Annotated in this window: 14 protein-coding genes; 4 read left to right on the top strand and 10 right to left on the bottom strand. The window is 36.0% G+C overall.

All coding sequences use genetic code 11. The annotated features are described in order from the left end of the window. Positions 1-38: 38 nt before the first annotated feature. From tkt to sosA, 3 genes are all read right to left on the bottom strand, one after another. A complete protein-coding gene (gene tkt / locus CNQ82_RS06755) occupies positions 39-2027 on the bottom strand; it encodes a transketolase (protein ID WP_123144633.1) in 1989 nt (662 codons plus the stop codon). Positions 2028-2232: 205 nt separating this feature from the next. Further along, positions 2233-2490, bottom strand: a complete 258-nt coding sequence (locus CNQ82_RS06750) for a DUF896 domain-containing protein (RefSeq protein ID WP_123144632.1) — start codon at positions 2488-2490, stop codon at positions 2233-2235. A 120-nt stretch (positions 2491-2610) separates the two neighbouring features. Then, entirely contained in the window at positions 2611-2844 is a 234-nt protein-coding gene (gene sosA, locus CNQ82_RS06745) for a DNA damage-induced cell division inhibitor SosA (protein ID WP_095105460.1), read from the bottom strand. A 143-nt stretch (positions 2845-2987) separates the two neighbouring features. Here sosA and lexA point away from each other — a divergent pair, with 143 nt between their 5' ends. Next, positions 2988-3611, top strand: coding sequence for a transcriptional repressor LexA (gene lexA / locus CNQ82_RS06740; RefSeq protein WP_123144631.1), 624 nt, complete (start codon positions 2988-2990; stop codon positions 3609-3611). Between the two features lie 172 nt (positions 3612-3783). Here lexA and CNQ82_RS06735 read toward each other — a convergent pair whose 3' ends face one another. The 3 genes from CNQ82_RS06735 to rpsN all read right to left on the bottom strand — a co-directional run bounded on the left by CNQ82_RS06735 (position 3784) and on the right by rpsN (position 6262). Beyond that, positions 3784-4803 (bottom strand): CAP domain-containing protein, encoded by a 1020-nt coding sequence (locus tag CNQ82_RS06735; protein ID WP_420876453.1) that lies wholly within the window; start codon positions 4801-4803, stop codon positions 3784-3786. A gap of 22 nt (positions 4804-4825) precedes the next feature. After that, complete coding sequence (gene guaC, locus CNQ82_RS06730; protein ID WP_123144629.1) at positions 4826-5803, bottom strand: GMP reductase; 978 nt, start codon at positions 5801-5803, stop codon at positions 4826-4828. A gap of 189 nt (positions 5804-5992) precedes the next feature. After that, positions 5993-6262, bottom strand: coding sequence for a 30S ribosomal protein S14 (rpsN, locus tag CNQ82_RS06725; protein WP_095105466.1), 270 nt, complete (start codon positions 6260-6262; stop codon positions 5993-5995). Between the two features lie 258 nt (positions 6263-6520). Here rpsN and rpmG point away from each other — a divergent pair, with 258 nt between their 5' ends. The 3 genes from rpmG to CNQ82_RS06710 all read left to right on the top strand — a co-directional run bounded on the left by rpmG (position 6521) and on the right by CNQ82_RS06710 (position 8875). After that, positions 6521-6670, top strand: coding sequence for a 50S ribosomal protein L33 (gene rpmG / locus CNQ82_RS06720; protein WP_015900225.1), 150 nt, complete (start codon positions 6521-6523; stop codon positions 6668-6670). Between the two features lie 312 nt (positions 6671-6982). Next, positions 6983-8446, top strand: coding sequence for an amino acid permease (locus CNQ82_RS06715; RefSeq protein WP_123144628.1), 1464 nt, complete (start codon positions 6983-6985; stop codon positions 8444-8446). 114 nt (positions 8447-8560) lie between these two features. Next, on the top strand, positions 8561-8875 hold the full coding sequence (locus CNQ82_RS06710) for a hypothetical protein (RefSeq protein ID WP_123144627.1): 315 nt from the start codon (positions 8561-8563) through the stop codon (positions 8873-8875). Positions 8876-8937: 62 nt separating this feature from the next. Here the strand turns inward: CNQ82_RS06710 and CNQ82_RS06705 are convergent, their stop codons facing one another. The 4 genes from CNQ82_RS06705 to CNQ82_RS06690 are packed head-to-tail and all read right to left on the bottom strand — an operon-like array spanning position 8938 to position 13068. Then, positions 8938-9744, bottom strand: coding sequence for a Cof-type HAD-IIB family hydrolase (locus CNQ82_RS06705; RefSeq protein WP_123144626.1), 807 nt, complete (start codon positions 9742-9744; stop codon positions 8938-8940). Between the two features lie 55 nt (positions 9745-9799). Next, positions 9800-10714, bottom strand: coding sequence for a homoserine kinase (gene thrB, locus CNQ82_RS06700; RefSeq protein ID WP_123144625.1), 915 nt, complete (start codon positions 10712-10714; stop codon positions 9800-9802). Next, positions 10714-11781 carry a threonine synthase gene (thrC, locus tag CNQ82_RS06695; RefSeq protein ID WP_123144624.1) on the bottom strand — a complete coding sequence of 356 codons (1068 nt, stop codon included), beginning with the start codon at positions 11779-11781 and terminating at the stop codon, positions 10714-10716. The genes thrB and thrC overlap by 1 nt, the downstream gene beginning before the upstream one ends. 6 nt (positions 11782-11787) lie before the next feature. Further along, on the bottom strand, positions 11788-13068 hold the full coding sequence (locus CNQ82_RS06690) for a homoserine dehydrogenase (RefSeq protein ID WP_123144623.1): 1281 nt from the start codon (positions 13066-13068) through the stop codon (positions 11788-11790). Positions 13069-13253 lie beyond the last annotated feature (185 nt).

The raw sequence follows: 13253 nt of genomic DNA, 5'->3' as shown, positions 1-13253 counted from the left end.
TGGAATAGCTCTCTCTTACTTACATTGTATTGCATTTATTATAGATTGTTCAATAACTTAAGAACATTTTCTTTTGTGAAACCATATTTTTCAACGACTAAGCCGCCTGGAGCACTTGCACCGAATCTATCGATACCTAATACTTCGCCTTCTAAGCCGACATATTTATGCCAACCTAGTGTTGCGCCCATTTCTACAGCTAAGCGTTTAGTAATTGATGGTGGAAGAATTTCATCTTTATATTCTTTAGATTGTTGTTCAAATGCGTGCCAGTTAGGCATTGATACGACGCGAATACCTTTGCCGCTTTCAGCAAATGATTTTGCTGCTTCAACTGCTAAGCTCACTTCAGAACCAGTAGCAAGCAATAGATATTCAGGTTCAGTATCTGATTCGTAAACTACATATGCACCTTTACGTACACCTTCTTCAACTGTGTCTTTCGGTACATCTAAAACAGGCAAGTTTTGACGTGTTAATACTAATGAAGTTGGTGTATTTTCAGTTTCTAATGCAACTTCCCAAGCAACACGTGTTTCGTTACCGTCAGCTGGACGAATTACATTCATATTCGGTAATGAACGTAAGGCCGCTAATTGTTCAATCGGTTCATGAGTAGGGCCATCTTCACCTACAGCGATTGAATCGTGTGTGAAGATAAATGTTGAATTCAAGCCCATGATTGCTGATAATCTTAACGCTGGTTTCAAGTAGTCACTGAAAACGAAGAATGTAGCGCCATATGGATTTAAACCGCCATGTGCAGCCATACCATTTACAGCAGCTCCCATTGCAAACTCACGTACACCAAACCAAATGTTTTTACCTTCTGGAGTATTACGGTCATAGTCTACTGCTTCTTTAACATTTGATTTGTTTGAACCTGCTAAGTCAGCTGATCCACCGAAGAATGAAGGAACATGTTTACTCAATGCTTGAATGACTTCACCTGAGTCAGCACGTGTAGCACTTTCGCTGCCTACTTCAAATTCCGGCAAATATTCTTTGTAGTCTTCTGGCAATTCGCCATTAATAGCTTTTTTGAATTCTGCAGCAAGTTCAGGATATTCATCAGAGTATTTATCTACTAATTTTTTCCAAGCTGCTTCATTTTCATCGGCACGTTTTAACATTGTGTCATTGAAGATATCATATACTTCATCTGGCACATAGAAGCGTTTTTCAGGATTTAAGTGATAGTTTTCTAATGTCAATGTACGTTCGTCATCGCCTAATGGTGCACCGTGTACGCCATGCGTACCTGATTTATTAGGTGAACCGTAACCAATAACTGTTTTCACTTCGATCATAGTAGGACCTTTTTGTTTCTTAGCTTCTTCAATAGCATTATTGATTTCTTCTAAATCATTACCATCTTTAACTAAGATGTGGTTCCAGCCATATGCTTCAAAACGTTCTTTGATATTTTCAGAAAATGCTTTGTCCAAGTCACCGTCTAGTGAAATATCATTTGAATCGTAAAGTGCAATCAATTTATCCAATTGCAAATGACCTGCTAATGAAGCGGCTTCATGAGAAATACCTTCCATTAAGTCACCATCAGAAGCTAACACGTAAGTGTAATGGTCTACTACTTCAGCATCCGGTTTATTGAATTTACCCGCTAAGTGATTTTCAGCCATTGCCATTCCCACAGACATAGCAAAACCTTGTCCAAGCGGACCAGTAGTTACTTCTACACCTTGAGTGTGTCTGAATTCAGGGTGACCTGGAGTTTTAGAATCCCACTGTCTGAATTGTTTCAGTTCTTCTAATTCTAAACTTCCAGAAACATGAAGTAAGCTATAAAGCAACGCAGAACCATGTCCTGCAGATAAAATAAATCTATCTCTATTAAAGTATTCATTTGAATTAGGGTTGAAATTCAAATGGCGTGTCCAAAGCGTATATGCCATTGGCGCAGCGCCCATAGGCAATCCTGGATGACCAGAATTCGCTTTTTCTACTGCATCGATACTTAAAGCTCTTATCGTATTAACTGCAAGTTCATCTTTTTTGTCGAACATCAATAAAACTTCCTTTCTATACAGCATCATTTTATGCCATTATACATTATCTATTATCAGTTTTACATTCTTTGTTCTTATGAAACCGCTAACAATTATTATAAATTTATTTATTTTTAAATTTTATGCTAAAAAAAGCCACCTCATCACTGTAATAAGGCGGTTTTTTATCTATATTCAAAGTCATTTTTTTTGCAAGAAAAATTTAGCTTCTTTTATTTTGATCACGTTGGACTTGTTTCAATTTGTCAGGAGTTACATCATTGCCTTCTGGATCTAAAACTTTCGTATTCTCAAGTTGTTGTTTGAAGCCTTCACGGAAAGTACCAAGGTATTTCTGATGAAGTTCTGCTCTTTCTTTTGCTTCTTCTTTAGTTAAGCCCTCTGTTTTTTTCTTTTTAGATAATTCATTGATTCTCTTAATCGTTTCTTTATGTTCTTCAGACACTTTAAATCCCTCCATTGCTCTGATAATTATTAATGATACCAAAAAGATTGGCAGTAATAAAAATAAAGGAAACTTGTTATTGTACAGTTCCCTATTCTCAATAATTATACACCTAGAATGGAATTAATCGTATTTTTAATGCGCCACAGCAATCACAGGTTTACTTTCTTGTTCGCCTTCGCTTTTAACATAACCTTCTTGTTCGGCTTTTTGTTCTGCTTTAGCGGATATAGTATGATCCGTCATTTCGTACACTTGTTCTTTATTCGCAGTTTGATTAGCACTTACAATAAAAGCTGAAAACAATACAAAAGAAGTCAATAATACTGCTGAATATACTAAAAAAGTTGATTGGTATTTCTTAATCATTTTTCAACACTCCCAGAACATTTGTTTGTATTAACAAGATATCAGAACGATTGTTCGCTGTCAACACTTTTACGAACAAATGTTTGTAAATGTTTTGTTCGCATGCTATAATAAGAACAAACAAGAAGAGGATGTGCTTTAATATGACAGAACTAACGAAACGTCAAAGCGAAATTTATGAATATATTAAAACCGTAGTCCACACAAAAGGGTATCCGCCAAGCGTCAGAGAAATTGGTGAAGCGGTAGGATTAGCTTCTAGCTCGACAGTACATGGGCACTTATCGAGATTAGAGAGTAAAGGTTATATCCGACGTGACCCTACTAAACCGAGAGCAATTGAAATAGTAAGCGATCAACTTGAAGAATCTGCTGAAATGGAAGGAACAATCCATGTTCCAGTTATCGGGAAAGTTACTGCAGGTGTTCCTATTACTGCAGTAGAAAATATCGAAGAATATTTCCCTCTTCCAGAACATCTTACTTCTACACATAATAGTGATATTTTCATCTTGAATGTTGTGGGAGACAGTATGATTGAAGCTGGTATACTTGATGGAGATAAAGTGATTGTACGCAGCCAGACAATTGCTGAAAATGGAGATATCATTGTAGCTATGACTGAAGATGATGAGGCAACAGTTAAACGTTTTTATAAAGAAAAACACCGTTACCGCTTGCAACCAGAAAATAGTACCATGGATCCTATCTACTTAGAGCAAGTAACGGTTTTAGGTAAAGTAGTAGGTTTGTTCAGAGAACTCTAATTCGCCTTTCTGTTTGCATATTATCTCTTCTTAACACGTATAAGCTAAAACAGGTGCTGGGACAAATTAATGTCTCAGCACCTGTTTTATGAACTGGCAGTATATATATCTAGATAGAATCAGAAAGAGCCGACGAAATTAATCCGTGTTATTTCGTCGGCCCTCTTCCTTTTTAACTTGTATAATCTTCTGTCCAGAATGGTTGTCTTTCTTCGTTGAAACTTACACCTACGCCTAAATTTTTAAAATTAGTTTGTAAGATATTCTTTCTATGTCCTTCTGAATTCATTAGGCCTTCATGCGCAAAAATACTGCTTTGTTGCCCATAAGCTAAGTTTTCACCAGCATTTTGATAATCGATACCGTCTTTTTTCATTCTGTCGAACGGTGACTCGCCTTTAAGGTTGTTATGATCAAAGAAATGATGTTCTGCCATATCTTCACTATGTTTACGTCCAGTATCTGATAATGGTTGGCTATAATTCAATACAGATTTGCCTTTTTGGACACGCTGTGCGTTTACCAAATCGAAATCCTGTAATTCGAATCCTTTTTCAAGTGATGAAGACGGTGCGCCGTATTGCCGGGACAACCGATTCTCCATTTTATTACTTACTTGCATTAAGCCTGTCACTTGGTTATTTTCATGTTGATCATAGAATACAGTAGTATAAATATTATCTTTATCAAATACATCATATTCATCATTGTTGAGTTCAAAACGATAATTTCCTTTAGTGATACTACTCAGAGGTTTGCCCATTCTCGATCTGACAGTCTCTTGCGGTGTACCATACTTAATCTTGGATTTAGATGAAATTATATTTTGATTCGTATAAATTGCATTCACTTTATTATCAATATAGCTGACCATAATAAATGAGTGATATTGATTATGATACGTATACCACTGCAAGCCATATTCGTTAGCAGTTACTCTTTTGGGCTTGCCTAATTGTTTTTCAACTTGTGCCTTATCCATGTTCATTTGTATATTTCTAATTGCAAAGTCTTGCTTATCAGGAACCTTTAATGCTTCCTTAGTCACGTTTTCTCTGGCAGCCAAAGCTTGGATCTTACCTCTTGCGTGCTCTTGCAAATCTAACATCCAAGATGTCTCTTTAATAGGCACACATAAAGCCACGAGTAAGAAAACTGTTATCAGAGCAAAATATCTTCTAATTTTGGGCACCTCCGCCTATCAGTGCAAAAGCTTAGTCTCTATCACCGTTAAAAATAGAATTTCTTACAATCACATAATCTACTTTTCTTAATGAACCTAAATCTTTTCCACCTGCGTATGAAATTGAACTTTGTAAGTCTTGTTGCATTTCAGTCAACGTATCAGCTAATGTTCCTTTATGTTCTACAAACATCTTTTTACCTTCAACATTTTTATGTTCGCCTTTTTGGAATTCAGAGGCGCTTCCGAAATACTCTTTATAAAGTTTGCCATCTAATTCAACTGTTTCTCCAGGTGATTCTTCGTGTGCTGCAAATAATGATCCGACCATAACCATTGAAGCACCGAAACGAATAGATTTAGCAATATCACCATGTGTTCTGATTCCGCCATCAGCAATAATTGGTTTGCGTGCTGCTTTGCTGCAGTGATTAATCGCAGCTAATTGCCAACCACCTGTACCGAAACCTGTTTTAATTTTAGTAATACATACACGTCCAGGACCGATACCTACTTTTGTAGCATCAGCGCCAGCATTTTCAAGTTCTCTGACACCTTCTGGCGTACCTACGTTACCTGCAATAACAAATGTTTCTGGTAAATAAGATTTAATTTGACGAATCATATTAATCACTTGTTCTGAGTGACCGTGTGCTATATCTATTGTAATGTATTCAGGTTTTAAACCTTCTTCAGCTATCTCTTTAACGAAATCATATTCTTTATCTTTAACGCCTACTGAAATAGAGGCGAACAAACCTTTGTCTTGCATTTTTTTAATAAATGGAATTCTTGCTTCTTCATCAAAACGATGCATAATGTAGAAATAATCGTTCTCAGCAAACCACTCAGCTAATTTTTCATTCATAACTGTTTGCATATTTGCTGGCACAACTGGTAATTTGAATCTTCTTGGACCGAATTGTACACTTGTATCACATTCTGAACGACTCTTTACAATACATTTATTTGGAATTAATTGAACATCTTCGTAATCAAATATCTTCATATAAAAAACACCTTACCCATACACTTTATTTATTTTTCCAAAATATCCAATGTATATCATACTATCTTAGCGCCTAATTTACCAACTTAAATTTACTTTTTTTTGGTTAATTTTGAACAAAAAAAGAACACACTTCGATTTTGAAGTGTGTGTACTCAACTTAAAGCTACTCGTTTTATGTTAGACGGCTTACCAGCTTGCTTTTTTAACGCCTGGAATTTGTCCTTTATGCGCATGTTCTCTGAAAGCAATACGTGACATTTCGAATTTTCTCATTACGCCACGAGGTCTGCCAGTAACTTTACATCTACGAGTTAAGCGTGTTGGTGATGAATCTCTTGGCAATTTTTGTAATGCTTCGTAATCACCTTTAGCTTTCAATTCTTGACGTTTTGCATAATATTTAGCAACGAGTTCTTCTCGTTTTTGTTCTTTAACAACTTTTGATTTTTTGGCCATTAAAGTTCCTACCTTTCTTCTATAATTGTTTATAATCGTAATTATTACGATTTATATCATAACACAAATTTCGACTTTATCAATACATTTTGCTCATTTTTTCAAGCAAAGTTGTTTACTAATTGGAAGTTTTTATATAGAATAGAATACATTGAGCTTATGCGCCATTATTGAAACCTCATCTTGCACGTTATGCATGAATATGGTAAATTTAAGTGCGTAAGTATTGCTAATAACTTAATAGAAAGGGTGTCTACATTGCGCGTAAACGTAACTTTAGCTTGCACAGAATGCGGCGACCGTAATTATATTACTACTAAAAACAAACGTAACAATCCTGAACGTATTGAATTAATGAAATATTGTCCAAGATTAAAAAAATATACATTACACCGCGAAACTAAATAATCTAATGAAACCGAGTTATCTTTTAAAGATGATAACGACGAAACGACGATAGTGAACTTACCGTTAATCATAACGTATAAGTTCACTTTTTATTTTTTACGGATATTCAATATACACCTTTAACGTATTTTTGTCTACATCCCCCTCCTCTTTATCCCTCTAGTTTAAGCATTTAACGCTAAATTTCCTCTATTTTCTGAATTTTTTATAAATTTTTCGCTTTAAAGTGCTAAATTCCATTGATTAGTGTTCTAAAAACGATTAGAATAGACTACATATCATTTTCAAATTAAAAGATTAGGGGTAACGCTTATGGATGAAAACAAAATGAACAGGGGGCTCAGTTCCCGGCATATATCAATGATTGCTATCGGTGGCGCAATTGGTACCGGCCTCTTTATTGCAACCGGAGGAGTTATTTCACAAGCTGGTCCGGGCGGTGCAATTCTCGCCTATGTGTTAATTGGAATTATGTTGTACTTCTTAATGTCATCAGTTGGTGAATTAGCAACGTTTTACCCAGTTTCTGGGTCATTCAGTTCTTATTCAACTCGCTTCATCGATCCATCTCTCGGTTTTACAGCAGGATGGTTATATTGGGCGATTTGGTCACTTGTAACCAGTGTCGATACTATTATCGCATCTAACGTACTTTATTATTGGGATACTTTTAAATTCTTTTCTCCATTAACTTGGAGCTTAATATTCATTACTTTATTATTATTATTAAACATTTTTACAGTCAGAGCCTTTGGTGAAGCTGAATTCTGGTTATCAGCCATTAAAGTTATCACTATTATTGTCTTTATTATTGTTGGTATTTTAACGATATTCGGAATTCTAGGTGGCCATACTTACGGTTTGAAAAACTTCACTACAGGAGAAGCGCCATTCGTAGGTGGTATATCAGGGTTCTTAAGTGTTTTACTCGTTGCTGGTTTCTCAGTCGGGGGTACTGAAGTCGTCGCTGTGACAGCCGGGGAATCTGATAATCCTGAAAAATCTATGCCAAGTGCCATCAAATCTGTATTTTGGAGAATATTGTTATTCTATATTCTCTCTATAGCTGTTATTTCAGCTATTCTACCTTATACAGATCCTCTACTATTAAACAAAAGTGAATCAGTTGCCCAAAGTCCTTTCACAATTGTTTTTGATAGAGTCGGCATCGCTTTTGCAGCATCTGTCATCAATGCTGTTATATTAACCTCGTTGTTATCAGCAGCTAATTCAGGTATCTATACGACAAGCCGTATGTTGTTCTCGCTCAGCAACGACAAACAAGCACCGAAATTCTTAAGTTATCTACATCCCAAAACAAAATTACCGCTTCCTGCAATTCTGACAACTTATCTCATTGTAGTAGCCGTAATTATCATTGCTAACTTCTATGCTGATACCGTCTTTACTTTATTAGGAATTATCGGCCAGTTGGTTATCTTTATCTGGGCCGCTGCAGTATGTGCGCAAATTAGGTTACGTCAAGGCATCAAAGCTCAAGGTTTAGATGCTAGCAAAATACTCCCTTATAAAGCGCCTTTATATCCTTTAGGGCCTATTATCGTGTTAGCAACACTTATTTTCTTATTAGTCGGAGGTTCTTTCGAAAATATTGTGAATCTAAGTGTCGGCGGTTTAACGAAAGACTTCTTGCCTATCATCATTCTGGCAACGATTTATCTTCTGCATAAAAGCGTGAAGAAAACGAAATATGTACGCCTGAAAGAAATGGACTTAAGAAACTTTAAAGCGTTCAATAAAGTAAATAAAAAATAAGTGATATGAAAACAGGTTGAATTTCAGCCTGTTTTTTTCATATATCTGATTTTCTCGCAGAACTATATATAGTATAATAATAGTAATAATAAGAACAAATCGAGGTGTTACAACATGGTAGGACAAACTAATTTATTTGACGATGTTTTGAAAGAGGATGAACGTTTTGTCATTGTTGTTCAATCTCTTGAAGATAAACAAGGCAAGCTTGTAAAACGTACTTTAAGAGAATACCCAAGTTTAGAACATGATCAAATGGTTCCGCTATTTGAGCACTTAAAAGATGTATATCTCAATGAACCATTTGAGCCAGGACAATCCGCCTATATTATTACTGTTTATACCAACTTAGATTATTCTGCTGATAATATTTATGCATTGGTTAAACGTAATCATGGCATGCATGAATGGACACATACAGCAAAGTAAACAAAAACAAACACAAGAGCCGGGCAATTTATTGTCTTGGCTCTTGTGTTCTGTAACACTTTTTATTTCAATATTTTTTCTAAAGCGACTACAATGCCATCTGAATCATGATCCAGTGTAACATCATCTGCAATCTCTTTTAATTCTGCTTTAGCATTGCCCATAGCTACTGAATAACCCGCTTCTTCAATCATAGAATAATCATTCAAACTATCTCCGAAAGCAATCGTTTGTGAAATATCTATATCAACTTTACAGCACAATGCTTTTAAAGCATTGCCTTTCGATACTCCATGTGCCATAAATTCTAAGAAATAAGGTTTACTCGTTGTGACATCTACATTGTCGTTGAATTTTCCATTTAAACTTTGAAAAATTTCTTCAATATGAGGAACGTAATCTACTCCCATTGCTTTAGGGACCGGATTTTGAATAAACGTCTTCACATCATCGACCTTTTTCATAGGTAATCCAGTCAGTTCTGACTCAATATTCATATATTCGTGTTCCCCTTCGTAGATAATGTGTCCATCTTGATAAGTTAAGATAAACAAATCATTCTCTCTGCAATAATCTACAATTTTATCAAAATCTTGCTTAGAAACACTTTGTTCGTCTTCAAGTTCATCATCTTTTACCCGCGTCGTTCTGCCACCATTATAACTGATAACGTAACTATCATGTTCATTCAGTTTAAGTGACTTTGCAATCGGCAGCATTCCTTCTGTCGGTCTGCCTGAAGCAAGTACGACATGATAGCCTTGTTCTTGAAGATTTATTAAATATTGAGCTGTTTTCGGACTGACCTCGTTTTCAGAAGTTAATAAAGTATCGTCCATATCCATTATAATCATTTCGTATTTAGTCATTTGATGTCCTTTGCTCCTTTCAAGCTATTACACCAAATTATAACCTATTTCAGTTTTACTCATAAACTTTTTCAGCAATTATTCCACTTTTATTTATGGTAATAATTTCAGAATTGCAACTTTCTAACGCTTTATTCAACCTTCTTACCAACTTACCGCTCTTTGATGGATCAATCAACGTTAAAATTGTGGGTCCGGCCCCGCTGATAACTGTCGCATACGCTTTATATTCTTTCGCTATATTTTTAACTTGCTCAAATTCAGGAATGAGTTTTTGACGATAAGGTTCATGGAAACCATCCATTTCCATTAATTTACCCGCTAAGATATAATCATGCTGAATGAGCGCACTTAACATAGTATTGCTGATAGCGCTGTATTGGGCCGCTTCCCCATGCTTAAAGCTCTCAGGCAGCACTTTTCTAGAATCACTCGTCTTTAATTCATAACTTGGAACTGTAATAACCAAGTTGACATGTGGAGGTTCTATGAATGAAATAAAAGTCTCGCTTGTTTGACTGTTGTAAAAACCAGAAACCATACCACCATAAATGACCGGCGCTACATTATCCGGGTGTCCTTCAATTTCAGTAGCCGCTTCAACCATCTCAAATTCTGATAGTTGTAAATGTCCGAAAAAATCAGCCAGATAAATACCTGCTACTAAAGCTGAAGCAGAGGATCCTAGTCCTCTAGCTAAAGGAATTTCGCTACGCATCGTAATATTCAAAGGTGGAACTGTCACTTCAAATCTTCGCTCTAAAAATTGTACAACTTGATAAATTAAATGGTTCTCATCAGTCGGAAGATCATGCAAATTTTCTCCTTTATGTTGAAAGTACCATTGTTGGTCTTCACTGATTTCAGCCTCTACATATAAAAATTTATTGAGTGCTAATCCGATAGAATCAAATCCCACTCCAAGATTTGCAGTCGAAGCAGGTACTTTGAGTTTTAATCGTTCTGACATTACTGCAATACTCCTTTGATGTATTTAACAATGCTTTCTTTATCGTTCGGCAACGATTTAATAGGATTGTCCAATAATGAGATGGCTGTATCAGGGTCTTTAAGTCCATTACCAGTTAAGACTGCCGTAACTGTAATATCTTTAGGCAATTTACCTGCGCGATGCAGTTTAATCAATCCCGCGATAGATGCATTACTCGCTGGTTCAGCAAATACGCCTTCTTTAGAAGCTAATAATTGATAAGCTTCTAAAATTTCTTCATCTGTAACAGAATCTATTAAACCATTTGATTCTTCCAATGCTGCAACCGCTTTGTCCCAGCTTGCTGGATTTCCAATGCGGATAGCAGTTGCGACTGTTTCGGGATTTTTCACTACTTTATTTTGTACAATAGGTGAAGCACCTTCAGCTTGGAAACCGAATAATTTCGGTAAGCCTGTTTGATGTTTCTCATTGAATTCTTTAAAACCTTTCCAATAAGCAGTAATATTGCCTGCGTTACCTACAGGAATGGCTAATACGTCCGGTGCATGGCCGCCTAGTTGATCAACGACTTCAAAAGCACCAGTTTTTTGTCCTTCAATACGATACGGATTGATAGAATTAACGAGTTCAATATCGCCGCCTTCGTTTGCAACCTCTTTAACAATTTCTAATGCTTCATCAAAGTTACCATCGATAGAAACAATTTCAGCCCCATACATTACAGCTTGAGAGAGCTTTCCTAAAGCAATTTTTCCTTCAGGGATTACTACAATGGCTTTCAAACCTGAGCGTGCGGCATATGCTGCTGCGGATGCAGAAGTATTACCTGTAGATGCACAAATAACGACTTTCTTGCCATCTTCCTTAGCTTTAGTTACTGCCATTACCATTCCGCGGTCTTTAAATGAACCTGTAGGGTTGGCACCTTCGAACTTTACAAATAAATTAATGCCTAACATTTCAGATAATGTATCACAATGAATTAACGGAGTTTGGCCTTCGTTTAAAGTTACATTCGGTGTCTTTTCGTCAACGGGTAAATAATTTTTGTATTCTTGTACTAAACCTTGCCATCTTTTCATAATTAATTAAACCCCTTCTACTGGATATACTTTTTCAACTGGATATTTGCCTTGTGCTAAAATCTCACTCACTGGTACGTCTGTCCCTTTAACCAAAACTGCTGCAGTTTCAGCATTTCGTTCTACGACATTTAGAGACTTATGAAGCGGCAATTGAGATTTCACTTCTTCTTCAACGCGTTTTGCAGGTGCACCATTCGTTTTTAAAACTACATAATAACTATTTTTTTGTTTTAATTTAGTCGGTTCATCTGCGTCGATAATTTCTTTGGCATCTGCTGTTTTCAATTCAAAATGAGGCGGCAATGTGTGCAAGTTGGATTCGAATTGCAATGCTACATTTAATAAATCACTCACGACCGCACTACCTGTTGCTAAACTGCCTGCACCTTTACCGTAAAACATTGTTTCCCCCACATAGTCTCCGATAACATAAATCGCATTAAATTCATCTTCAACCGAAGCTAATTGGTGTGCTTCATCAATTAAAGTAGGTGCTACAGAAGCATCGATATTCCCATTTTCATATGTACCTTTGCCGATTAATTTAATCTTATAACCAAGCGTTTTAGCTGCATTGATGTCATCCACTGATACCTCAGAAATACCTGTGCGTTTAACATCATCTAAATTAATAACATCATTAAATGAGAGATAGGTAACAATAACTACTTTTCTAGCAGCATCTACCCCTTCTACATCATCTGTAGGATCTGCTTCTGCAAAACCGAGTCTTTGCGCTTCTCCCAACGCCTCTTCAAAGCTTGCGCCTTCTTGAGTCATTTTCGTTAAAATAAAGTTGGATGTTCCGTTTAAAATCCCCATGAATTTACTGATATTATTCGCATTCAAACCGTTATTAATCGCATTGACGATAGGAATACCGCCTGCTACACTGGCTTCAAATTTTAAAGCTACCCCATTTTCTTGAGCCAAATCTTCCATAGTTCTTAAATGTACTGCAAGCAAATCTTTATTCGCAGTAATAACATGTTTTCCTTGTTGCAAAGATTGCTTCAACCACTCTACTGTCGGTTCGATACCACCCATTACTTCAACCACAATGTCCACATCATCATCGTTAAGGATTTCATTTACATCTTCAGTAAGATGGTATTGACTGATGTTTAATGGTCGCTTCTTCTTAGTATCACGTACAAGAATATGCTTGATTTGGATATCTTTTTGAATTGTATCTTTAATTTGTTGGTGATTTTCTTCAATTATTTTAACTACACCTGAGCCCACTGTCCCAAGACCGAGCAAAGCGATGTTTAACTTCTTCATTATTCATTCCTCCGTTTGTTCGTTGTAAAAAAACAATTGTACTATTGAAAAATACTTGAATATGGTTTAGTATAAGTTCATTCATCAAAATTGTAAAGTTCAAAAAATTTGGAATATGTTGAAATTTTAGCATTTTTAGCAGAAAAAACAAAGCAGTAAATTATTAAGATCGATAGAAAGGTTGC

The sequence above is a fragment of the Staphylococcus debuckii genome (assembly GCF_003718735.1).
Taxonomy (GTDB): Bacteria; Bacillota; Bacilli; order Staphylococcales; family Staphylococcaceae; genus Staphylococcus; species Staphylococcus debuckii.
Note: the sequence above shows the minus strand (reverse complement) of the source record. Positions and strands in the feature narration are given on the sequence as shown.